The following is a 21970-nucleotide window of genomic DNA, read 5'->3' as shown; positions in this document are numbered from 1 at the left end:
GTGACGAGAGGTGTCCGCGTGGCCCGTGCCAGCTGGGGCTTTCCCCGGTGACCGAGGCATGGCGGCCGGGCGACGACGACGAGCGTTCCCGCCGCGGTGCCCGCGGCTCGGTCAAGGTGCGGGTGCCCGCCAAGGTCAACCTTCGGTTGGCGGTCGGCCCGCTGCGTCCCGACGGCTACCACGAGATCAGCACCGTCTACCACGCCATCGGGCTCTACGACGAGCTGACCGCCCGACGAGCCGACACCCTGACCCTGACCATGGACGGCGAAGGCACCGGCGAGTTGGCGTTGGACGATTCCAACCTGGTACTGCGCGCGGCCCGCGCGTTGGCCACCCACGCCCGGGTGCCGGCCCATGCCCGCCTGCACCTGCGTAAGGCGATCCCACTGGCCGGCGGGTTGGCCGGCGGCAGCGCCGACGCCGCCGCCGCGCTGGTCGCCTGCGACGAGCTGTGGGGGATCGGGCTGTCCCGCGACGAGCTGGCCGTGCTCGCCGCCGACCTCGGCTCGGACGTGCCGTTCCTGCTGCACGGGGGCACCGCGGTCGGCACCGGGCGGGGTGAGTCGGTCAGTCCGGTGCTGGCCCGACCCACCACCTGGCACTGGGTGGTGGCGGTCGCCGACGGCGGCCTGTCCACCCCGCAGGTCTACGCGGAGCTGGACCGGCTGCGGGCCGCCGGCGCGGCACCACCACCGGTCGGCCCGGCCGACGAACTGCTCACCGCGCTACGCCAGCGGGATCCGCAGGTGCTGGCCGGCGCGCTCGGTAACGACCTGCAGCCGGCGGCACTGTCGCTGCGCCCGGCACTCACCAAGGTCCTCGACGCCGGAGTGGCCGCTGGCGCGTTGGCCGGACTCGTTTCCGGATCCGGCCCCACCTGCGTGTTTCTCACCCCGGACGCGGGCACCGCGCAGGCGGTGGCGCAGGCGCTCGAGGCCGCCGACGTCTGCCGTGCCGTGCACCTCGCGAACGGGGCCGTGGTCGGTGCCCGACTAGTGTGACCGAGTCGACCACCGGTCGGCCTGAATCTCAGCACACGGTGAACGAACCTCGGAGCATGGTGAATATCGTCAATCTGGACCGGGTCTCCAAGGGCTACGGTGCCGCAGGTCAACTGCTCACCGAGGTGTCCCTGGGACTGGACGACAGCGACCGGATCGGCGTCGTCGGCCTCAACGGAGCCGGCAAGTCGACCCTGCTGCGGCTGCTCACCAAGGCCGAGGAACCCGACTCCGGGCGGGTCACCCACCGCCGCGACCTGCGGGTCGCCGCGTTGCCGCAGTCGCTGAACCTGGCCGGCGAGGCCACCGTACGTGACGTGGTGCTCGGCACCGCCTGGCTCGCCGAGGGCTTCGGTGCCGAGCACGAATGGGCCGGCGACGCCGGGGTGCGGGCCGTTCTCGACGGACTCGGCATGCCGTACCTCGGGTTGGACCAGCCGGTCGGGCCGATGTCCGGTGGCGAACGCCGGCGGATCGCCCTGGCCGCGCTGCTGATCCGCCCCGCCGAGCTGCTGATCCTCGACGAGCCGACGAACCACCTGGATGTGGCCGGCGTCGCCTGGCTGGCTGAGCATCTGGTGCAGCGTCGACGTGGCGCGCTGGTGGTGGTCACCCATGACCGGTGGTTCCTCGACGAGGTCTGCACCGACACCTGGGAGGTCGTCGACCAGACGGTCCGCGCGTACGAGGGCGGGTTCGCCGCCTGGACGTTGGCCCGGGCCGAACGGGACCGGGTGGCGGCGGCCACCGAGGCGCGCCGGCAGAACCTGCTGCGCAAGGAGATCGCCTGGCTGCGGCGCGGGCCGCCGGCGCGCACGTCCAAGCCCCGGTTCCGCATCGACGCCGCCAACGCGTTGATCGCCGACGTACCGCCGCCGCGGGACACGGTGTCGCTGCACCGGCTGGCCACCACCCGCCTCGGCAAGCAGGTCTACGAACTCGAGGAGGTCACCGCGTACGCCGGGGAGAAGTTGATCCTCGACGGGTTGACCTGGCGGATCGGTCCGGGCGACCGGATCGCGGTGGTCGGGGCCAACGGCGCCGGCAAGACGACCCTGCTGCGACTGCTGGCCGGGGCGCGTACCCCGCAGCAGGGCCGGGTGCTCACCGGTTCGACGGTCCGGCCAGCGTTTCTGTCCCAGGAACTGGCCGAACTGCCCGGCCAGCTGCGGGTGTTGGAGGCGGTGGAGGAGGTCGCCCGCCGGGTGATCTTCGGGGATCGGGAGCTGTCCGCGACCCAGTTCGCCGAGATGTTCGGCTTCACCGACCGCCGGTTGTGGACGCCGGTGGGTGACCTGTCCGGCGGTGAACGCCGCCGACTGCAGCTGCTGCGGCTGCTCGCCGCCGAGCCGAACGTGCTGCTGTTCGACGAGCCCACCAACGACCTGGACACCGACACCCTGGCCGCGTTGGAGGATCTGCTCGACTCCTGGCCGGGCACCCTGGTGGTGGCCAGCCACGACCGGTACCTGATCGAGCGGGTGACCGACGAGGTGTACGGCATGTTCGGCGACGGACGGCTGGTGCACCTGGTCGGCGGGGTGGACGAGTACCTGTCGCGGGCGGCGGCCGCCGACCCGGCGTCGGCGGCTCCCGCCGCCGGCCGGGCCGGTGCCGCTGCCCGCGCCGCTGGTTCGGCGGCGGGCACGGCTGGCTCGGCCGCTGGCGGCGGCGCGACCGGGGATGCCGGTGGTGGATTGTCCGCCGGCGATGTGCGGGCGGCCCGCAAGGAGCTGGCCCGGCTGGAACGTCAGGTCGGCAAACTGGACCAACAGGAGTCCGCGTTGCACGAGGAGCTCGCCCGGCACGCCACCGACTTCAGCCGGCTCGCCGAGCTTGACGCGCGGCTGCGCGAGGTGCAGGCGCAGCGTGGCCGCGTCGAGGAGCAGTGGCTGGAGCTCGCCGAGCAGGTGGACTGATCCCGGGCTGGTGAGCCAGGCCTCGCTGCGGCAGGGCCACCCGCCGCTGGCCGGGACCGATGAGCGACAATCGTCGGCGACCACCTCCCGTCCGGCGTTGGAGACAGACCCCATGTCGCACACCCCCGTGAACCACCCGGCCCGGCCGATCTACCGGGCGATCGCCGCGCTGACCGGCCTCTATCTGGCCATCTTCGGAGTGCTCGGGGTCGTCACCACTTTCGGTGACGCGCCGTTCGCGCAGGACGACACGCGGGTGCTCGGGCAGGGCGCCAACCTGGGCTTCTCGGCGTTGTGCCTGCTGCTGGGGGTGATCGTGCTGGCCGGGGTCGGGCTCGGTCGCAACATCGACGCGGCGATCAACACCGCCCTGGCCTGGGCCCTGATGGCGTTGAGCCTGGCCGAGCTGGCCGTGCTGCGTACCGACGCCAACTTCCTCAACTTCACGGTCAGCACCTGCGTGGTCGTCATGACCATCGGTCTGGTCCTGTTGATGGCCGGCATGTACGGCAAGATGGGCAGTGAGGAAGAGGCCAAGGCCTGGCGGGACGGCCGGCTGGTGCTCTGACCCGGCGCCCCGCGACCGCTGGCTCCGTCGCAGGGCCGCCCAACTGCCGGTTCTGCTGCGCCTGGCCCGCTCCCTGGGTGAGAATCCGCAGGTGGGTGCCCGCGTACCTGTCGCGGGCCAGGGTCCGCGACAGGAGCAGCCGCCATGGTGCACATCCCGGTCAACCATCCGCTGCGACCGCTCTATCGCACCATCGCCGGGCTGACCGGGCTGTACGTCCTGGTCTTCGGCATCGCCGGAACCCTCGCCACCTGGGGCGATCCGCTCTTCGCCCGCGACGACGTCTGGGCGCTCGGGTTGCGCACCAACCTGGCGTTCTCGATCGCCTCGATCGGCTACGGCGGGCTGATCCTGATCGGTGCCATCATCGGCGGCCAGGCCGGGCATCTCGCCAACCTCACCATTTCGGTGGTCTTCATGGTGACCGGACTGTTGATGATGGCCCTGCTGCGTACGGACGCCAACTTCTTGAACTTCTCGATGTCGACGGTGGTCGTGTCGCTCATATTCGGCCTGATCTTCCTGGCCACCGGTCTGTACGACAAGGTGGGGCCGGTCGACGAGTCCGATGCGCAGAAGCGGTACCGCCGCGGGGTCGAGCAGCCGGCGCAACAGCAGGCCCACCGGTGACGGTCAGCTGTCCGTCCGGTCGGCTCAGCGTTCGCGCTGCCGGGTGAGCAGGGTGGGCTTGGCCTCCAGGTGGGACAGGCCGTTCCAGGAGAGGTTGACCAGGTGCGCGGCGACGGTCTCCTTGCGTGGCTTGCGCACCTCGAGCCACCAGCGACCGGTCAGCGCGACCATGCCGACCAACGCCTGGGAGTAGAGCTCGGCGAGTTTGGGGTCATAGCCGCGGCTCTTGAACTCGGCGCCGAGGATGTGCTCCACCTGGTGCGCCACGTCGTTCATCACGCTGGAGAAGTTGCCGGCGGCGGAGAGCACTGGTGACTCCCGGACCAGCACCCGGAAGCCGGCCGTCTCCGTCTCGATGTAGTCCAGCAGCGCCAGCGCGGCCTGTTCCAGCAGCTCGCGCGGGTGTCCGGCGGTGAGTGCGGTGGTGATCCGGTCGAGCAGGGCGCGGACCTCCCGGTCGACGACGACCGCGTACAGCCCTTCCTTGCCGCCGAAGTGTTCGTAGATGACGGGCTTGGAGACCTTCGCCCGGGAGGCGACCTCCTCGATCGAGGTGGCGTCGAACCCACGTTCGGCGAAGAGCTGCCGGCCGATGGTGATCAGCTGCTCGCGTCGTTGCGCGGCTGACATTCGGACCCGCGAACTGGACTTGGCCGGCGCCGCCGGTCGTGGCGGCGGCGCCGGTGTCGGTGTCGGTGTCGGCGCGGTTGTCGGACCCCGCGCGGCGTCACCGTTGGTGATCGAATTGTCAGTCACTTGGCCCATCCTGCCAGTGCCGGGCTACCGGACAGCCGCCCGGCACCGTCCGGATCAGGCTTCGGTGACCGCCTTGACGCGCTTGGCGGCGATTCGTTCCGGCTTCGGCCAGCGCACGTTCGACGCGGCGCCGGTCTTCTCCAGCAGCCAGATCACCCGTGCCGAGATGTCGATCTGACCGCGCAGCACCCCGTGCCGGGCGCAGGTCGGGTCGGCGTGGTGCAGATTGTGCCAGCTCTCCCCGAAGGAGAGGATGGCCAGCGGCCAGAAGTTGGACGCCTTGTCGCCCTGGCGGACATCGAAGGGGCGCTCACCGTAGACGTGGCAGACCGAGTTGATCGACCAGGTGACGTGGTGCAGCAGTGCCACCCGGACCAGGCCGGCCCAGAAGAACGCGGTCAGCGCGCCCTGCCAGGACCAGGTGACCAGGCCGCCGATCAGCGCCGGGGAGACCATGGTGACCACGACGAGCACCGGGAAGAGCTTGTCGAGTCGCCGCATGTCCTTGTCGGCGAGCAGGTCGGGGGTGAAGCGCTCCTGGTTGGTCAGGTCGCGGTGGAACAGCCAGCCCATGTGGGCGTAGAACAGACCCTTGGTGAGGCCCCAGACGCTGGGGCCGAACCGCCACGGCGAGTGCGGGTCGCCCTCGACGTCGGAGAACGCGTGGTGCCGCCGGTGGTCGGCGACCCACTGGATCACGTTGCCTTCGATGGCCAGCGAGCCGGCGACCGCCAGGGTGATCCGCAGCCACCGCTTCGCCTTGAACGAGTTGTGGGTGAAGTAGCGGTGGAACCCGACGGTGATGCCCAGCCCGGCGACCACGTAGAAGACCAGCCCGATGATCACATCCGACCAGCCCAGCCAGCCGCCCCAGGCGACCGGGACGGCGGCGACGACCGCGAGGAAGGGGATGATCACGAAGGCCCCGAGCGCGATCAGGATGCCGGCCGACTGCTTGCCGACGGTCAGTGGCTTGGGGGCGGGTCCGGGGGTGGCCTGTGGCGGTTCGAGCAGAGCGGTGGACATGGCACCTCACAGCGGTGACGGTTCGACCGCGTGCGCCGGGGGCGTTCAGAGCCGTTGCGCTAGCGGTGAAGATCGGAAACTTACGCCTACGTCACCGTAACCTACGGAGGCGTAGTTTTCTACGGTCCGGGCGACGGCGGTGCGCTGAGATCGCCCACGGCACGATAAGCTGTGCGGGTTGCCCGATCGGCCGTGGTGTAATTGGCAACACCTCGGGTTTTGGTCCCGATATTCTAGGTTCGAGTCCTAGCGGCCGAGCTTCCCGTGACGTTCAGCCTCGCTGTCGCGACGTCGAGCGTCTCGCCCGGTCAACCAGAAGCGCCGCCGCCCTGACGGGAGCATTTCTCGTGATCCAGCCCCGGTCCCGTACCGTGGTCGTCCTCGCCGCCGGCGAAGGCAAGCGGATGAAGTCCGATCTTCCCAAGGTGCTGCACCCGCTGCTCGGCCGGACCCTGGTCGGGCACGTGCTCACCGCCGCGTCCGCCGCCGCCGCCGACCGCACCCTGGTCGTCGTCGGACACCGGGCCGAGCAGGTCACCGCCCATCTGTCGGAGATCGCCCCGGCGGCGGTGCCGGTCCTGCAGGCCGAGCAGCACGGCACCGGGCACGCGGTACGCCTGGCGATGGCGGCGGCCCCCGAAGCCAGCGGCACGGTGGTCGTGCTCAACGGCGACGTGCCGCTGCTGCGCCCGGAGACGGTGGCGAGCCTGATCGACGCGCACGAGTCGGCCGGTGCCGCGGCGACCGTGCTGACCGCCGAGGTCGCCGACCCGACCGGCCTCGGCCGGATCATCCGGGACTCGACCGGCGGCCTGGAGCGCATCGTCGAGGAGCGCGACGCCACCGCCGAACAGCGCCGGATCCGCCAGATCAACGCCGGCATCTACGCCTTCGACGCGGCCGGGCTGCGCGACGCGCTCGGCAAGCTCTCCACCGACAACGACCAGGGCGAGGAGTACCTGACCGACGCCGTCGGTCTGCTGGCCGCCGCCGGTGCCCCGGTCGGTGTGCACGTCGCCGTCGACGTCACCGAGACACTGGGCTGCAACGACCGGGTGGAGCTGTCCCGACTGCGTCGGCTGCTCGCCGACCGGATCAACGAGGGCTGGATGCGCGCCGGGGTGAGCATCCTCGACCCGGCGACGACCTGGATCGACGTGACCGTCGCTGTCGACCGCGACGCGGTGATCGACCAGAACACCCAGCTGCGTGGCACCACCACGGTCGGTGCCGGTGCGGCTGTCGGGCCCGACGTCACCCTCGTCGACACGACGGTCGGCGCGGGCGCCACCGTGCTGCGGTCGCACGCCGTACAGGCCAGGGTGGGCGCGGGGGCGAGTGTCGGGCCGTACGCCTACCTGCGACCGGACGCCGACCTCGCCGAGCGGGCCAAGGTCGGCACCTTCGTCGAGGTGAAGAAGTCACAGATCGGACCCGGTGCCAAGGTTCCGCACCTGAGCTACGTCGGGGACGCCACGATCGGCGCCCGGGCGAACATCGGCGCGGCGACGATCTTCGTCAACTACGACGGGGTCCGCAAGAGCCACACCACCGTCGGCGAATCCGCCTTCGTGGGCTGCGACAGCAGTCTGGTCGCCCCGGTGGAGATCGGCGCGGGGGCGTACGTCGGGGCGGGCAGTGTGGTCACCAACGACGTGCCGCCCGGTGCCCTCGCCGTCACCCGGGCGGCCCAACGGATCGTCGACGGCTGGGTGCGGTCACGCCGGCCCGGCACCGCATCGGCCGACGCCGCGGCCAGGGCCGGCGAGGCCGCTGGTGGTGAGGCAGCCCACCATCACGATGCTGGCGGCACCGTTCCGGGAGATACTGCGACTGACTAGTCCAGCGGCGTGTGACCCACCAGGTCGGCGACCGCATCACCCTGACGGGAGCAGACGTCTCGATGGGCAGTATCGTCGCCGAGAACCGTAAGAGCCTCATGCTTTTCTCCGGCCGGGGGTTTCCCGAGCTGGCTCAGGAGATCGGCGAGGTGCTCGGCGTCGCGCCCACCCCGACCGACTCGTACGAGTTCGCCAACGGCGAGATCTTCGTCCGGTTCAAGGAGTCGGTGCGCGGCTCGGACGCCTTCGTCGTCCAGTCCATCACCCACGGAGTCAACCGTTGGGTGATGGAAACACTGATCATGGTCGACGCGTTGAAGCGGGGCTCGGCCAAGCGGATCACCGTGGTGCTGCCGTTCTATCCGTACGCCCGCCAGGACAAGAAGCACCGCGGTCGGGAGCCGATCTCGGCCCGGCTGATCGCCGACCTGCTGCGGACCGCGGGCGCCGACCGGATCCTCACCGTCGACCTGCACACCGCGCAGATCCAGGGATTCTTCGACGGGCCGGTCGACCACCTGTTCGCGATGGGCATCCTGGCCAGTTACGTGGAGGAGCGCTTCGCCGGCCGGCCGATGACGGTGGTCGCGCCCGATTCCGGCCGGGTAAGGGTCGCCGAGCGGTGGACCGACCGGCTCGGGGGCTGCCCGCTCGCCTTCATCCACAAGACGCGGGACCCCCTCAAGCCCAACCAGGTGGTGGCGAACCGGGTGGTCGGCGACGTCGAGGGCCGGGTCTGCCTGATCGTCGACGACATGATCGACACCGGTGGGACGATCATCAAGGCGGCGGAGATCCTCTACGCCGCGGGCGCCTCCGACATCGCGGTGGCGGCCACCCACGCGTTGTTGTCCGATCCGGCCACCGAGCGGCTGAAGAACAGCCGGATCAGCGAGGTGGTGGTGACCAACACGTTGCCGTTGCCGGCGGAGAAGCAGCTGGACAAACTCACCGTGCTGTCGATAGCGCCGCTGCTGGCGCGGGCGATCCGCGAGGTGTTCGACGACGGTTCGGTGACCACACTGTTCGGCGGGCTCAGCTGAGCTGAGCCGGGGACTGCCTGAACGCGATCATCTGCCTCGGGTAGACTAGTGCGGTTGCCACGGCGAGGGTGCCCTGCGGGCCGCTGCTGACCAAGCGCTGCCGCACGGAAGCACCGTGATCGACGCGGTGCTCCGGGCACTGCCCATTGGACGAGCGCCCCGCGTGCCCCTTCGCCCGGCACCGCTGACATCGCGTCCGACTCTCCGGAGCCGGATCAGGTTCCCCCGCACGCACTGCCAAACTTCCAGGAGTACTCCCGTGTCCGAGGTAAAAATCAGCGCCGAGCCCCGCACCGAGTTCGGCAAGGGCGGTGCCCGTCGTACCCGTCGGGCCGGCAAGGTGCCCGCCGTGCTGTACGGCCACGGCGAGAAGCCCAAGCACATCGCGTTGCCCGCGCGTGAGTTCGCCGCCGCGATCCGCCACGGTGGCGCCAACCAACTGTTCACCATCGACATCACCGACGGCACCCAGGCGCTCGCGCTGACCAAGGCGATCCAGCGGGACCCGATCAAGGACACCTTCGAGCACGTCGACCTGCTGCTGGTCCGTCGCGGCGAGAAGGTCACCGTGGACGTACCGGTGCAGTTGGTCGGTGAGCCGGCCCGCAGCACCCTGGTCATGCACGAGAACGACACCCTGTCGGTGAGTGCCGACGCGACCCGGCTGCCGGAGTCGTTGGAGGTCTCGATCGAGGGCCTGGAAGCGGGTTCGCACATCACCGCCGGCGACGTGAAGCTGCCGGCGGGCGTCGAGCTGATCGTCGACCCGACGACGGTGCTCGTCGTCATCTCCGGGGCCCCGACCGCCGAGCAGCTCGACGCCGAGGCCGGCGTGGCGACCGAGGAGCCGGCGGGCGAGGAAGGCACCGCCGCGCAGCCGACCGAAGCCGCCGCGCAGCCGGCTCAGGCCTGACCTGCCGCGTCCAAGGGCCGGTGCCACGCACGCCACCGGCCCTGGCGATCCGGGCGTCCCGTACCTGGCCCTGCCGGCGCGGTGACGCCTTGATCCGTTCCAGGAGGTGTGGTGGACACGACACCATGGCTGGTGGTCGGGCTCGGTAACCCTGGCAAGGAGTACGCCCGGAACCGGCACAACGTCGGTTTCCTGGTCGCGGATCTGCTCGCCGGTCGGGTGGGTGCCCGGCTGAGCCGGCATCGGCGGGCGGCGGCGGAAACCGCCGAGGGGCACCTCGGGTTCGGCGGGCCGAAACTGGTGCTGGCCAAACCGCTGACCTACATGAACCTGTCCGGTGGCCCGGTGGCGACGCTGGCGCAGTTCTACAAGATTCCGATCGAGCGGATCGTCGCGGTTCACGACGAGCTCGATATCGACTACGGTCGGCTGCGGGTGAAGCAGGGCGGCGGCGAGGGTGGCCACAACGGTCTGCGGTCCATGTCGAGGTCACTGGGCGGCAAGGACTACCTGCGGGTCAGGTTCGGCATCGGGCGACCCCCCGGCCGGCAGGATCCGGCCGACTACGTTTTGTCAGATTTCTCGACAACTGAACGTAAGGAACTCGAGTTTCTCGTCGATCAAGCCGCTGACCTGGTGGAAGCGCTGGTCGTCCGAGGGCTGGACTGGACCCAGAACCAATACCACAGCACCTGAGCGCGGCTGTGTCGTTACAACTGGGACAGCTGGATCGTGAACCGGGCAGGACCCTGTCCGTGGACTTCGGGGGAGAGCCCGGTGTCGCCGGGTAGGCAGAAGAGGAGCCAGATGAGCACGCCGCCGGTAACCGACGCCGCATTCGCCCGATGGCTCGCCGGCCGTGCCGGCGAGTCGTTGCTCCAGGTCCGCGAGGAGCTGGGGTACGCCGACCCGACCGCACTGAAGACAGCCGGCGACAAGGTCGCCCACGATCTGCTCCGTACCGAGTTGGCCCGCTGGCGCCCGGCGGACGCGGTTCTCTCCGAGGAGGACGACGGCTCCCGTCAGGCGTTGCCTGACCCGGACAACGCCGCCGCAACCGCGGGACCATCGCGGCTCACCGCCGACCGGGTATGGATCATCGACCCGCTCGACGGCACCCGGGAGTTCTCCGAGCAGGGCCGGGTCGACTGGGCCGTGCACGTGGCGCTCTGGTCCCGGCAGGGCTCCACCCCGCACCGCCTCGTCGCCGGCGCGGTCGGGCTACCCGCCCAGCACCGCACGATCAGCACCGAGTATCCGCCGCCGTACCCGCCGATGCCGGCGCCCGGGACCACCGACGGTGCGATCCGGCTGGCCGCCAGCCGCAGCCGCCCCCCGGCGTTCGTCACCGCGCTGGCGCAGGAGATCGGTGCCGAGCTGGTGCCGATGGGCTCGGCCGGTGCCAAGATCGCCGCGGTGATCGCCGGGGACGCCGACGCCTACGTGCACGCCGGCGGCCAGTACGAGTGGGACTCGGCCGCTCCGGTGGCCGTGGCGACCGCCACCGGGCTGCACGCTTCCCGGATCGACGGATCTGCGCTGCAATACAACGAGGCCAACCCGCGGCTGCCAGATCTGGTGGTATGTCGACGGGATCTTGCCAGCAAACTGCTCGCAGCGTTGCGGCGGCATCTGCAGGTATCCTGACCTCTGATCTCCAGCTTGCCAACCGGAAAGGTCTGGTATTCGGATGACCAAGCTTCGGACCACCCACCACGACCGGAGGTGGGCGCGATGAGTGCCACCACCGCCTACCGCGTCTCCCATCTCGACGCGCTGGAATCGGAGAGCATCTTCGTCATGCGCGAGGTCGTCGCCGAGCTGGAGCGCCCGGTGCTGCTCTTCTCCGGCGGCAAGGACTCGATCGTGATGCTGCGTCTGGCGCAGAAGGCGTTCGCTCCGGCCCGGATCCCGTTCCCGGTGATGCACGTCGACACCGGGCACAACTTCCCCGAGGTGCTCGACTACCGCGACCGCCGGGTCGACGAACTCGGGCTGCAGTTGGTCGTCGCCAGCGTGCCGGAAGCGCTCGAGTCGGGTCTGGTGCGCGAGTCACCCGACGGCATGCGCAACCGGATCCAGACTCCGGTGCTGCTGGCCGCGGTCGAGAAGTACCGGTTCGACGCCCTGTTCGGCGGTGCCCGCCGCGACGAGGAGAAGGCCCGGGCCAAGGAGCGGGTCTTCTCCTTCCGCGACGAGTTCGGCCAGTGGGATCCGAAGAACCAGCGCCCGGAGCTGTGGTCGCTGTACAACGGCCGGCACCACCCGGGCGAGTCCATCCGGATCTTCCCGCTGTCCAACTGGACCGAGCTGGACGTCTGGCACTACATCGCCCGCGAGCAGATCGCGCTGCCGTCGATCTACTTCGCCCACGAGCGCGAGGTGATCGAACGCGACGGCATGCTGTACGCCGTGAACGAGTTCATCACCCCCCGCTCCGGCGAGACACCGTTCATCGCCCAGGTGCGCTACCGCACCGTCGGGGACGCCTCCTGCACGGCGGCGGTCAGCTCCCCGGCTGACACCGTCGACAAGGTGATCGACGAGGTCGCCGCCACCCGGATCACCGAGCGCGGGGCGACCCGTGGTGACGACCGGGTCAGCGAGGCCGCCATGGAGGACCGCAAGCGGGAGGGCTACTTCTGATGACGGTGACGGCTGAGACCACTGAGGCCCCTACCGCCCGGAGCATGGACCTGCTGCGGTTCGCCACCGCCGGCAGTGTCGACGACGGCAAGTCGACCCTGATCGGCCGGCTGCTCTACGACACCAAGTCGCTCTTCACCGACCAGCTGGAAGCGGTCGAGGCGGTCAGCGCGGCTCGGGGCGACGAGTACACCAACCTGGCGCTGCTCACCGACGGACTGCGTGCCGAGCGGGAACAGGGCATCACCATCGACGTGGCGTACCGCTACTTCGCCACCCCCCGGCGCAAGTTCATCATCGCCGACACCCCGGGGCACATCCAGTACACCCGCAACATGGTCACCGGGGCCTCCACGGCGGATCTGGCGCTGATCCTGGTCGACGCCCGCAAGGGGCTGGTCGAGCAGTCCCGCCGGCACGCGTTCCTCTGCTCGCTGCTGCGGGTGCCGCACCTGGTGCTCTGCGTCAACAAGATGGACCTGGTGGGCTGGGACCAGTCGGTGTTCGAGTCGATCGCCGACGAGTTCACCACGTTCGCCGCCAAGCTGGAGGCACCCGACCTGTCGGTGATCCCGATCTCCGCGCTCAACGGCGACAACATCGCCACCCGGTCGGAGAAGACCCCCTGGTACGAGGGACCGTCGCTGCTGCACCACCTGGAGCACGTACACATCGCCTCGGACCGCAACCTGGTCGACGTACGGTTCCCGGTGCAGTACGTGATCCGCCCGCAGTCGACCGTCGTCACCGACTACCGCGGCTACGCCGGGCAGGTCGCCTCCGGGGTGCTCAAACCCGGCGACGAGATCATGGTGTTGCCGTCCGGGCTGACCAGCACGATCGCCAGCATCGAGACCGCCGACGGGCCGGTCGCCGAGGCGTTCCCGCCGATGTCGGTGACCGTCCGGCTCACCGACGAACTGGACGTCTCCCGCGGCGACCTGATCTGCCGGCCGCACAACGCGCCCACCCCGGCTCAGGACATCGAGGCGATGATCTGCTGGATGGACGAGACGCGGCCGTTGCAGGTCGGTGCCAAGTACACGATCAAGCACACCACCCGTACCGCCCGGGCGGTGGTCCGCGGCGTGCAGTACCTGCTGGACGTCAACACCCTGCACCGTGACGAGTCGGCCGGCCAACTCGGCCTCAACGACATCGGCCGGGTGAAGTTCCGGACCACGGTGCCGTTGCTGACCGACGAGTACCGGCGCAACCGCACCACCGGCGGATTCATCCTGGTCGACGAGTCGACCAACCGGACCGCCGCCGCCGGCATGATCATCGAAGCCGGCTGACCAGTGCTCGACTGATCGGGTGCCGGGCCCGGCCGAATCGGCCGGCCCGGCACACTGCCACCAGCGTCCCGAGCCGCCTCACCAGCGTCCGTAGACGGGTGCGCGGCCGGCGGCCAGCGCGCTCAGCGCGGTGACGATGTCCCCGCTGCGGCGGTCCAGCAGCATCGTCGGCACCATCAGCCGGGCTCCGGGCGGCACCGCCGGATGCGGCGTCTGCGCGTCGATGAAGATCAGGTCCTCCAGCCAGCTGCGGCGGACCAGTACCCCGGAGACCGCCTCCCAGGGCAGCCAGACCGGGTTGGCCCGGAAGCTGCCGTTGGCCACCCAGACCCCGGTCCGGTCGGCGGCCAGCACCGGGCCGCGACCGATGAACCGGCCGTGCCACAGGGCGACCACGGCCGTCAGCAGCCCACCGAGGCCCAGTGCCGGTAGGCCGACCAGCGCCAGCGTCAGCCATCGGCCGGCGTCGAGTTCCCGGGCGACCAGGTACCCGACCCCGGCGAGGAGCCCGCCGGTCAGTAACCAGCCGGCGGCCGCCACACCGCCGGCGACGGCCAGGAATCTGTGCCCTTGCACCCGGACCAGGTACGGAACGATCTCCGGCGGCCGGTCGGTCATCGCCTGTGTCACGGGCATCCTCCAACGGGTCTATTGTGTCCCGGCGAGGTTAGTGGATCCGCTCGGCTCCAGCACAGGGCAGGGCGGTGAAGCACACCGGCGCGGTGAATCCGCTGTCCGCGTACGCCTTGTCGACCGCGGCCGCCACCTGCCCGGCGGCACCCGCATCGACCAGGGCCAACACGCAGCCGCCGAAGCCGCCGCCGGTCATTCGGGCACCGTACGCCCCGGCGCCGAGCGCCGCGTCGACCGCGACGTCCACCTCCGGCACGGTGATCTCGAAGTCGTCGCGCATCGACGCGTGTGACGCCGTCAACAGCGGCCCGATCTCGGGTACCCGACCGGTGTGCAGCAGCGCGACGGTGTCGAGCACCCGCTGGTTCTCGGTGACCACGTGCCGGACCCGGCGGCGCATCGTGTCGTCCGGCAGCCGGTCCAGCGCGGCCGGCAGCCCGTGGACCGGCACGTCGCGCAGCGCCGGTACACCCAGCACCGCCGCCGCCCGCTCGCAGGTGGCCCGGCGGGCGGCGTACTCGCCGGAGACGTGCCGGTGCGGGGCCTGGCTGTCGACGACCAGGATGGCCAATCCGGCGGCGGCCAGATCGAACGGGATCTGCTCCACCGCCAGGGACCGGCAGTCCAGGAACAGCGCGTGCCCGGCACGGCAGCGGATCGACGCCGACTGGTCCATGATCCCGGACGGCACGCCGACGTAGCCGTTCTCGGCCCGCTGCGCGAGCGCCGGCCGTTGATCGACCGGCAGCCGGTCGGTACCGATGCCGCCGAGGTCGACCAGGGCGGTCAGCACCGCCGCCTCCAGCGCGGCCGACGACGACAGGCCGGCACCGAGCGGTACGTCGGAGGCGATCGCCAGCCGGGCGCCGGGTACGGCGAAGCCGGCTTCCCGCAGCGCCCAGATCACCCCGGCGACGTAGCCGCCCCAGCCGTCGACGGCACCGGGCCGGGCCACGTCGGCGGCGCTGATCACGATCTGCTCGCCGGACTGCTCCGACCAGACGGTCCAGCTCTGGTCCGCTGCCGGGCCGGGCTGGTCCGCCGGGCCCGCTGGGCCGGACTGGTCCGCCGGGCCCGCTGGGCCGGACTGGTCTGCCGGGCCCGCCGGGCCGGTCCGGTCTGCCGGGCCCGCCGCGACGACGGTGCGGTGCGGCAGGGCGAACGGCAGCACGAAGCCGTCGTTGTAGTCGGTGTGTTCGCCGATCAGGTTCACCCGGCCGGGGGCGGCCCAGACCCCGGCCGGCGGGCCGCCGTACCGCTGCTCGAAGCCGTCACCGGCGCGGCCAGCAACCGTCATGACCGTGCCTGCCGGTGCGGCCGGAACGCCCACGCGTCGGCGACCATCTCGGCCAGGGTCGGCTTGGCCGGCCGCCAGCCGAGCTCGTCGTGCGCCCGCCGGGAGGAGGCGACCAGGGTGGCCGGGTCGCCGGCGCGCCGGGGCGACATCTCCACCGGCACCGGGTGCCCGGTGACCTGGCGGACCACCTCGACCACCTCGCGGTTGGAGAAGCCGTTGCCGTTGCCCAGGTTGTAGATCCGGTGCTCGCCGGCGGTCGCCGCGTCGAGGGCGAGCAGGTGCGCCCGGGCCAGGTCCTCGACGTGGATGTAGTCGCGCACGCAGGTGCCGTCGGTCGTCGGGTAGTCGTCGCCGAACAGCTGCAGCTTCTCCCGCCGGCCGGCGGCCACTTCGAGCGCGATCGGGATCAGGTGGCTCTCGGGCTCGTGCCGTTCGCCCAGTGCGGTGCCGTCGGGCCGCAGGTACGCACCGGCGACGTTGAAGTAGCGCAGTGACACCGCGGCCAGCCCGTGCGCGGTCGCCTCACCGGTCAACGCCAGGTCCACGGCGAGTTTCGTCGCCCCGTACGGATTGGTCGGGGCCTTGGTCGCCTGTTCGGTGATGGGTAGTTCGGTGGGGTTTCCGTAGACCGCGGCGGTGGAGGAGAAGACGAAGCGGCGTACGCCGGCGGCGCGGGCGGCGTCGATCAGCGCCAGCGAGCCGACGACGTTGTTGTGCCAGTACCACTCGGGGTGGGCGACCGATTCACCGGCGGCGATCAGGGCGGCGAAGTGCAGCACCCCGTCGAAGCCGGCCTGCGGGGTCAGCACGCTCGCCGCCTCGTGCACGGGGGCCTCGACGAACGTCGCGTCGGGGGCGATCGCGATCCGGTGTCCGGTCCGCAGGTCGTCCAGCACCACCACCTCGTGCCCGGCGTCGATCAGCAGTCGGGTCACCACGCTGCCGATGTACCCCGCGCCCCCGGTAACCAGGAGTTTCACAGTCGCTTCTTCCTTCCCGCCGGACCGTCCGGCCTGCATTCCATCACATTGCGCCATGAACCAACAGACTCGAAGCCGCAATCCAACACAGTCGAACACTCGTCGTCGGTGGGTCCGGCCGGCCGGTCACCAGTCGATGCTGTCAGAATTGCTGACATGTCCGAGCCCACCTTCCGCCCCCGGGTGCTCTCCGGTATCCAACCCACCGCCGACTCGTTCCACCTCGGCAACTACCTGGGTGCGGTGCGCAACTGGGTGGCGATGCAGGACACCCACGACACCTTCTACTGCGTCGTCGACCTGCACGCGATCACCGCCGGGCACGACCCCGCGGTGCTGCGCCAACGGACCCGAGTGGCCGCCGCGCAGCTGCTGGCGGCCGGGCTCGACCCGGACCGGTGCACGCTGTTCGTCCAGTCGCAGGTGCCCCAGCACGCCCAGCTGAGCTGGGTGCTGGGCTGCATCACCGGGTTCGGCGAAGCCAGCCGGATGACCCAGTTCAAGGACAAGTCCGTCAAGCAGGGTGCCGAGCGGGCCAGCGTCGGGCTGTTCACCTACCCGGTCCTGCAGGCCGCCGACATTCTGCTTTACCAGGCCGACGCCGTCCCCGTCGGCGAGGACCAGCGACAACACCTGGAACTCACCCGGGACCTGGCACAGCGGTTCAACTCGCTGTTCGGTCCGACCTTCACCGTGCCCGCGCCGTTCATTGTCAAGGCCACTGCCAAGATCCTCGACCTGCAGGATCCGACGGCCAAGATGTCCAAGTCGGCGTCCTCGCCGGCCGGCATCATCGACCTGCTGGAAGAGCCGGCACGCTCGGCGAAGAAGATCCGCTCGGCGGTCACCGACACCGGCCGGGAGATCATCTACGATCCGGAGAGCAAGCCCGGCATCAGCAACCTGCTCACCATCTACGCCGCGCTCACCGGCCGGACGCTCGACGAGCTGACCGCCGCGTACCAGGGCAAAGGCTACGGTGACCTGAAGAAGGACCTGGCGGAGGTCGTGGTGGAGTTCGTCCGGCCGATTCAGGAGCGCACCCGCGGCTACCTCGACGACCCCGCCCAGCTGGACAAGATGCTGGCGATCGGTGCGGACAAGGCCCGCAGCGTCGCCGCCGCCACGCTGGCCGCGGTCTACGAGCGGGTGGGTTTCCTGCCGCCGGCGGGAAACCGCTGACCGTGGCGCTCATCGGTGCGCCACCGGCGCCGGGGCAGCTGCGGATCGGGGTCGCCATCGACGTCCCGCAGCCGTGGGGCGAGGAGCTGACCCGCCGCCGGGCGCAAGCCGGCGACCCGGCAGCGGAGTTCGTGCCGGCGCACATCACCCTGCTCAGCCCGACGAACATCGCCGAGACCCAGCTGCCGCAGGTCGAGGCGCACCTGGCCGCAGTGGCCGCCGCCCACCCGCCGTACCCGCTGCACCTACGGGGCACCGGCACCTTCCGGCCGATCACCGACGTGGTCTTCGTCGCGGTGGCCGCCGGGATCAGCGAATGCGAGTCGCTCGCCGCCGCGATCGGCGAGGCCGACCAGTTGGTACGGGAGAGCCGGTTCGCGTACCACCCGCACGTCACCGTGGCCCACGACGTGTCGACCGAGGCGTTGGACAAGGTCTACGACGACCTCGCCGGGTTCGAGGCGGCGTTCGACGTCGACTCGTTCACCCTCTTCTCACACAACGGCGAAGGACGTTGGCGCCCCTACCGGGACTTCCCGCTCGGCGGCTGACCGTGCCGGCGCCTCGCCCGGTGCGCGGATGCACAAGGATGGCGGCGTGAACCTACTCGGCCGGCTCGTCGCCGGTGTCACCGGCGGACTGGACCGGGCCCGGCGGCGATCCGTGCGCTTCGACCACCTGTGGCGGGCCGGCGAACGGTACAACGAGGTGTTCGGCGGCCGGCTCGCCGCGGCGATCGCCTACTACGGGTTCTTCGCGGTCTTCGCCCTCGGCCTGGTCGCCTACTGGGTCTTCGGCGCGATCGTGGAAGGCAACGAGGAGGTCAGCGAGGCGGTCGCCGGGTTCCTGGAGCAGAACCTGCCGTTTCTCGACCTGACGCAGATCCAGGACAACAGTGGCCGGGTCGGGGTGGTCGGTCTGGTGCTGCTCGTATTGACCGGCATCGGCTGGGTCGAGGCGATCCGGTCGTCGCAGCGGCTCATCCACCGGCTCAACCAGCAGCCCGGGTACTTCGGCGTCCGGCAGGCCGTCGACCTCGGCGTACTGGTCGGGGTGTTTCTGCTGATCGGCATCTCGGTGGGCGCGGTGGACGCGCTGCGGTCGCTGCTGCGCTGGGCGTTCGGCGAGCAGTCGGTCGTCGCCGCCGTCTCCAGCGTGCTGCTCGCCATCGTGATCAACATGGTGCTGGCGGCGGCGCTGCTGGTCGCGGTGCCCCGGCTGCACATGCCGGCCCGCCGGCTGGTCACCCCGATCGTCGCCGTGGCGCTGGGGATCACCGTGCTCAACACGGCGGGGCGCTTCTACGTCGGCCGGTTCGAGCGCAACCCGGCGTACACCGTCGTGGCCGGCGCGGTCGGTCTGCTGATCTACCTCTACCTGCTCAACCAGTTGCTGCTGTTCGGCGCGGCGCTGGCCGCGACCAGCCGGCACGGCCGGGTCGTCGACGTCATGAAGCGCCGACGGCCCAGCGTCGGCGCCGCGCAGTCGGCCAAGCCGGTGCAGCCGGCCGAGGATCCCGGGTCAGCGCCAGAAGGAGTGAATAACGCAAAAGGCGCCGAGCCGGCCGGGTCGGGCCGCGATGATCGGTCGCGTGGGGGCACTAGTCACACTTGAGCTGCCGGACGACTCTCCGGCGCACACGATGCCGTGGATCATCACCTTCGGGCCGCTCGGTGAGCAGGACGGGGACTGGGAACCGGTGGTGTGCGGGCCGTACGAGCGGGCGCACGCCCTCGCGTTGGCCGAGACGGTCGTCGCCGACGAGGAGCTGATGGCCGTGGTGGAACCGCTGCTCACCCTGATCACCGTCGAGGAGATCCGGGCCGAGCTGGCCGCGACCCAGGCCGCCGGGGACGAGGACCCCGGCGACTACGGCGACCTGGACGACCTGGTAGGCGGCGGTGCCGACGCCGAACCGCAGGAGCGGCACGTCGAGCCGTCACCGCCGCCGTCGCCCGAGGAGGTGCGCGCCGGCATGGCCCGCATCGCCAGCATGCTGACGACCCGGAGCTGACGACCCGGAGCTGACCGGCAACAAGTGGCGCCTGGCACGGTGGTGCCCCGGGACCATTTCTGGTCCCGGGGCACCGTCACCACCTTCGCCCCCCCACCACAAGGGGTCTACCTGCCCAACCGCCCGGCGGCGACACCAGCTCGACGGACGACCAGGTTCTGCGGGCGGTCTACCCCAGTTCGGGGCGAGGTAAACCCCGATCAGCGCAACGCGAACCAGGCGGCCGCGTCGACTGGCAGAACGGCTGCCCCGTCCGCCCCGGTCGGCACCGCCTCGCTGGCGATGAGTACGGTGCCGTACCCGGGGATCGTGACCGGCGCGCCGCTGAGGTTGACCACACAGACCAGCTCATCGGCGTCGGCGTCGGCGTCGGCGGCGGATTCGGCGTCGGTGGTGCGGCGGAACGCCAGCACACCCGGCTCAGTCTCCAGCCAGGTCAGCCCGGTGCCGTCGCCGGCCGGGGCGTCACGCAGCGCCGGGTGCCCGGCCCGGATGGCCAGCGCCCGCCGGTACAGCTCCAGCGTCGAGGACCTGTCGGCGGCCTGGGCCTGCGCGGTCAGCGGCGCCCAGCCGGCCGGGGCCGGCAGCCACGACGCCGTCGACCCGGCCGGCCCGAAGCCGTACGGCGGGTTCTCGCCACTCCACGGCAGCGGCACCCGGCAGCCGTCGCGGCTGGCTCCGGTCCGGCCGAACGCCGGGTCCTGACGCAGATGGTCGGGCAGGTCGAGGACCTCCGGCAGGCCCAACTCCTCACCCTGGTAGAGGTAGGTGCTGCCGGGCAGGGCGAACATCAGCAGCGCGGCGGCGCGGGCCCGGCGCAGCCCGACCTCGCCGTCGCCGTACCGGGTGACGTGCCGCTGCTTGTCGTGGTTGGACAACACCCAGGTGGTCGGCGCGCCGACGATGGTCGCTTCGGCGAGCGCGGTGTCGATCACCTTGTGGAACGAGTCGGCCGACCAGGTGGCGTCGAGGAAGTCGAAGTTGAACGCCTGGTGCAGCTCGTCGGGGCCGATGTAGCGGGCCAGCCGCTGCGGGGTCTCCGCCCACGCTTCGGCGATCGCCATCCGCCCGCCGGGGTAGCTGTCCAGGATCGGCCGCCAGGTGCGGTAGATGTCGTGCACCTCGTCCTGGTCGAAGTAGGGCAGCCGGCCCTTGCCGAGCAGTTCGATCTGCCGGCGGCCGGTGGTGGCCGAGGTCCAGCCGATGTCCGGCAGCCCGTCGGCCTTGATCATCCCGTGGGCGACGTCGATGCGGAACCCGTCGACACCCCGGTCCAACCAGAAGCGCAGCACCTGCTCGAACTCGGCGCGCACCTGCGGGTGGCGCCAGTTCAGGTCCGGCTGGGCCGGGTCGAACAGGTGCAGGTACCACTGTCCGTCGGGCAGTCGGGTCCAGGCCGGCCCGCCGAAGATCGACTCCCAGTCGTTCGGTGGCTGGTCGCCGTGGTCGCCCCGGCCGTCGCGGAACATGTACCGCTCGCGCTCCGGCGACCCGGGCGCGGCGGCGAGCGCGGCGACGAACCACGGGTGTACGTCGGAGGTGTGGTTCGGCACGATGTCGACGATGATCCGCAGGCCGAGCGCGTGCGCGTCGCTGATCATCTCGTCGAAGTCGGTGAGGTCGCCGAACATCGGGTCGACCTCACGGTAGTCGGCGACGTCGTAGCCGCCGTCGATCATCGGGGAGCGGTAGAACGGGGTCAGCCAGAGCGCGTCGACGCCGAGGTCGCGCAGGTACGGCAGGCGGCTGCGGATGCCCTGCAGGTCACCGATGCCGTCGCCGTCGGAGTCGGCGAAACTGCGCACGTACACCTGGTAGACGGCGGCGGTGCGCCACCAGTCGTCCCGGGCGGTACGGGGGTTGGCCTGGGCAGGATCGATCGTCACGAGGTCCCCGTCCTGTCGGTGCGATTCGTGGCTCTGCTCCGAGCATGCCTGCCGAAGACTGCAAGAGTCAAGCAATCCTTGCGCAAGCCGCCCCGCCACCCCCCAAGATCGCGACGATCTTGCACTTATCGATAGAAAATTTGGACATATCTTCTCGATAACTGCAAGTCACCCGGTCCCCTTGGGGAGGACGCCGCGCAGGCGTGAAAATGGTGGGTAGGTCGCCCGCCGACGCCGAACGATCTTGGTCTGTCCAGGCCGTCTGCAAGTCTGGCGCCGGGGCCACGGACCTCACGGGTCACGCATTGTCGCTTCGAGCACGCCGGTCAGATTT

Annotated in this window: 21 protein-coding genes and 1 tRNA gene; 16 read left to right on the top strand and 6 right to left on the bottom strand. The window is 70.7% G+C overall.

Annotated elements, in window-relative coordinates:
* Positions 1-47: 47 nt before the first annotated feature.
* The 4 genes from ACFHVL_RS03315 (at position 48) to ACFHVL_RS03300 (ending at position 4121) form a co-directional block, all read left to right on the top strand.
* Positions 48-1004, top strand: a complete 957-nt coding sequence (locus ACFHVL_RS03315) for a 4-(cytidine 5'-diphospho)-2-C-methyl-D-erythritol kinase (RefSeq protein WP_416625410.1) — start codon at positions 48-50, stop codon at positions 1002-1004.
* A 56-nt stretch (positions 1005-1060) separates the two neighbouring features.
* The gene (locus tag ACFHVL_RS03310) at positions 1061-2923 is read left to right on the top strand and encodes an ABC-F family ATP-binding cassette domain-containing protein (protein WP_416625408.1); all 1863 of its coding nucleotides are present in this window, start codon (positions 1061-1063) and stop codon (positions 2921-2923) included.
* A gap of 112 nt (positions 2924-3035) precedes the next feature.
* Positions 3036-3491 (top strand): DUF4383 domain-containing protein, encoded by a 456-nt coding sequence (locus tag ACFHVL_RS03305; RefSeq protein ID WP_416625406.1) that lies wholly within the window; start codon positions 3036-3038, stop codon positions 3489-3491.
* 144 nt (positions 3492-3635) lie between these two features.
* Complete coding sequence (locus tag ACFHVL_RS03300) at positions 3636-4121, top strand: DUF4383 domain-containing protein (RefSeq protein WP_416625404.1); 486 nt, start codon at positions 3636-3638, stop codon at positions 4119-4121.
* Positions 4122-4145: 24 nt separating this feature from the next.
* Here the strand turns inward: ACFHVL_RS03300 and ACFHVL_RS03295 are convergent, their stop codons facing one another.
* Entirely contained in the window at positions 4146-4751 is a 606-nt protein-coding gene (locus ACFHVL_RS03295; protein ID WP_416625663.1) for a TetR family transcriptional regulator, read from the bottom strand.
* A 180-nt stretch (positions 4752-4931) separates the two neighbouring features.
* Complete coding sequence (locus ACFHVL_RS03290; RefSeq protein WP_416625402.1) at positions 4932-5903, bottom strand: acyl-CoA desaturase; 972 nt, start codon at positions 5901-5903, stop codon at positions 4932-4934.
* Positions 5904-6089: 186 nt separating this feature from the next.
* Between ACFHVL_RS03290 and ACFHVL_RS03285 the strand changes: the two genes are divergently transcribed.
* The 8 genes from ACFHVL_RS03285 (at position 6090) to ACFHVL_RS03250 (ending at position 13644) form a co-directional block, all read left to right on the top strand.
* Positions 6090-6161, top strand: a tRNA-Gln gene (locus tag ACFHVL_RS03285).
* Positions 6162-6250: 89 nt separating this feature from the next.
* On the top strand, positions 6251-7744 hold the full coding sequence (glmU, locus tag ACFHVL_RS03280; protein WP_416625401.1) for a bifunctional UDP-N-acetylglucosamine diphosphorylase/glucosamine-1-phosphate N-acetyltransferase GlmU: 1494 nt from the start codon (positions 6251-6253) through the stop codon (positions 7742-7744).
* A gap of 62 nt (positions 7745-7806) precedes the next feature.
* Positions 7807-8787 (top strand): ribose-phosphate diphosphokinase, encoded by a 981-nt coding sequence (locus ACFHVL_RS03275; RefSeq protein ID WP_416625399.1) that lies wholly within the window; start codon positions 7807-7809, stop codon positions 8785-8787.
* Positions 8788-9046: 259 nt separating this feature from the next.
* Positions 9047-9700 (top strand): 50S ribosomal protein L25/general stress protein Ctc, encoded by a 654-nt coding sequence (locus tag ACFHVL_RS03270; RefSeq protein WP_416625397.1) that lies wholly within the window; start codon positions 9047-9049, stop codon positions 9698-9700.
* 108 nt (positions 9701-9808) lie between these two features.
* A complete protein-coding gene (gene pth / locus ACFHVL_RS03265; RefSeq protein WP_416625395.1) occupies positions 9809-10396 on the top strand; it encodes an aminoacyl-tRNA hydrolase in 588 nt (195 codons plus the stop codon).
* A gap of 111 nt (positions 10397-10507) precedes the next feature.
* Entirely contained in the window at positions 10508-11347 is an 840-nt protein-coding gene (locus tag ACFHVL_RS03260) for a 3'(2'),5'-bisphosphate nucleotidase CysQ (RefSeq protein ID WP_416625394.1), read from the top strand.
* An 87-nt stretch (positions 11348-11434) separates the two neighbouring features.
* Positions 11435-12346: a sulfate adenylyltransferase subunit CysD gene (cysD, locus tag ACFHVL_RS03255; protein WP_416625393.1), complete on the top strand. Its 912-nt coding sequence runs from the start codon at positions 11435-11437 to the stop codon at positions 12344-12346.
* 5 nt (positions 12347-12351) lie between these two features.
* A complete protein-coding gene (locus tag ACFHVL_RS03250) occupies positions 12352-13644 on the top strand; it encodes a sulfate adenylyltransferase subunit 1 (protein ID WP_416625661.1) in 1293 nt (430 codons plus the stop codon).
* Positions 13645-13722: 78 nt separating this feature from the next.
* Here ACFHVL_RS03250 and ACFHVL_RS03245 read toward each other — a convergent pair whose 3' ends face one another.
* Genes ACFHVL_RS03245 through galE form a run of 3 tightly spaced genes read right to left on the bottom strand, consistent with a single transcriptional unit; the run spans position 13723 to position 16593 of the window.
* The gene (locus ACFHVL_RS03245; RefSeq protein WP_416625391.1) at positions 13723-14274 is read right to left on the bottom strand and encodes a hypothetical protein; all 552 of its coding nucleotides are present in this window, start codon (positions 14272-14274) and stop codon (positions 13723-13725) included.
* A 37-nt stretch (positions 14275-14311) separates the two neighbouring features.
* Positions 14312-15574, bottom strand: coding sequence for a galactokinase (gene galK, locus ACFHVL_RS03240; protein WP_416625389.1), 1263 nt, complete (start codon positions 15572-15574; stop codon positions 14312-14314).
* Positions 15571-16593 carry a UDP-glucose 4-epimerase GalE gene (gene galE / locus ACFHVL_RS03235; protein WP_416625387.1) on the bottom strand — a complete coding sequence of 341 codons (1023 nt, stop codon included), beginning with the start codon at positions 16591-16593 and terminating at the stop codon, positions 15571-15573. Before galE ends, galK begins: the two co-directional genes overlap by 4 nt.
* A 117-nt stretch (positions 16594-16710) precedes the next feature.
* On the opposite strand from galE, the gene trpS reads away from it, so the two are divergent.
* From trpS to ACFHVL_RS03215, 4 genes are read left to right on the top strand one after another with little or no spacing between them, the layout of a single operon-like run.
* Positions 16711-17736 carry a tryptophan--tRNA ligase gene (gene trpS, locus ACFHVL_RS03230; RefSeq protein WP_416625385.1) on the top strand — a complete coding sequence of 342 codons (1026 nt, stop codon included), beginning with the start codon at positions 16711-16713 and terminating at the stop codon, positions 17734-17736.
* The gene (locus tag ACFHVL_RS03225) at positions 17733-18287 is read left to right on the top strand and encodes a 2'-5' RNA ligase family protein (protein ID WP_416625659.1); all 555 of its coding nucleotides are present in this window, start codon (positions 17733-17735) and stop codon (positions 18285-18287) included. The genes trpS and ACFHVL_RS03225 overlap by 4 nt, the downstream gene beginning before the upstream one ends.
* Before the next feature lie 46 nt (positions 18288-18333).
* Complete coding sequence (locus tag ACFHVL_RS03220) at positions 18334-19350, top strand: YihY/virulence factor BrkB family protein (RefSeq protein WP_416625384.1); 1017 nt, start codon at positions 18334-18336, stop codon at positions 19348-19350.
* Positions 19328-19750, top strand: a complete 423-nt coding sequence (locus ACFHVL_RS03215; RefSeq protein WP_416625383.1) for a hypothetical protein — start codon at positions 19328-19330, stop codon at positions 19748-19750. Before ACFHVL_RS03220 ends, ACFHVL_RS03215 begins: the two co-directional genes overlap by 23 nt.
* Before the next feature lie 200 nt (positions 19751-19950).
* On the opposite strand, the gene ACFHVL_RS03210 is transcribed toward ACFHVL_RS03215, so the two are convergent.
* Complete coding sequence (locus ACFHVL_RS03210) at positions 19951-21630, bottom strand: glycoside hydrolase family 13 protein (RefSeq protein ID WP_416625657.1); 1680 nt, start codon at positions 21628-21630, stop codon at positions 19951-19953.
* Between the last annotated feature and the right edge of the window lie 340 nt (positions 21631-21970).

The sequence above is a fragment of the Micromonospora sp. LOL_023 genome (genome assembly GCF_048060115.1).
Lineage (GTDB): Bacteria > Actinomycetota > Actinomycetes > Mycobacteriales > Micromonosporaceae > Micromonospora_E.
Note: the sequence above shows the minus strand (reverse complement) of the source record. Positions and strands in the feature narration are given on the sequence as shown.

Excerpts from the sequence above, each read along its gene's own strand:
- ACFHVL_RS03310 (WP_416625408.1), top strand. The coding sequence starts at position 1,061 with ATGGTGAATATCGTCAATCTGGACCGGGTCTCCAAGGGCTACGGTGCC.
- ACFHVL_RS03305 (WP_416625406.1), top strand. The coding sequence starts at position 3,036 with ATGTCGCACACCCCCGTGAACCACCCGGCCCGGCCGATCTACCGGGCG.
- ACFHVL_RS03300 (WP_416625404.1), top strand. The coding sequence starts at position 3,636 with ATGGTGCACATCCCGGTCAACCATCCGCTGCGACCGCTCTATCGCACC.
- ACFHVL_RS03295 (WP_416625663.1), bottom strand. The coding sequence starts at position 4,751 with ATGTCAGCCGCGCAACGACGCGAGCAGCTGATCACCATCGGCCGGCAG.
- ACFHVL_RS03290 (WP_416625402.1), bottom strand. The coding sequence starts at position 5,903 with ATGTCCACCGCTCTGCTCGAACCGCCACAGGCCACCCCCGGACCCGCC.
- ACFHVL_RS03275 (WP_416625399.1), top strand. The coding sequence starts at position 7,807 with ATGGGCAGTATCGTCGCCGAGAACCGTAAGAGCCTCATGCTTTTCTCC.
- ACFHVL_RS03260 (WP_416625394.1), top strand. The coding sequence starts at position 10,508 with ATGAGCACGCCGCCGGTAACCGACGCCGCATTCGCCCGATGGCTCGCC.
- cysD (WP_416625393.1), top strand. The coding sequence starts at position 11,435 with ATGAGTGCCACCACCGCCTACCGCGTCTCCCATCTCGACGCGCTGGAA.
- galK (WP_416625389.1), bottom strand. The coding sequence starts at position 15,574 with ATGACGGTTGCTGGCCGCGCCGGTGACGGCTTCGAGCAGCGGTACGGC.
- galE (WP_416625387.1), bottom strand. The coding sequence starts at position 16,593 with ATGCAGGCCGGACGGTCCGGCGGGAAGGAAGAAGCGACTGTGAAACTC.
- trpS (WP_416625385.1), top strand. The coding sequence starts at position 16,711 with ATGTCCGAGCCCACCTTCCGCCCCCGGGTGCTCTCCGGTATCCAACCC.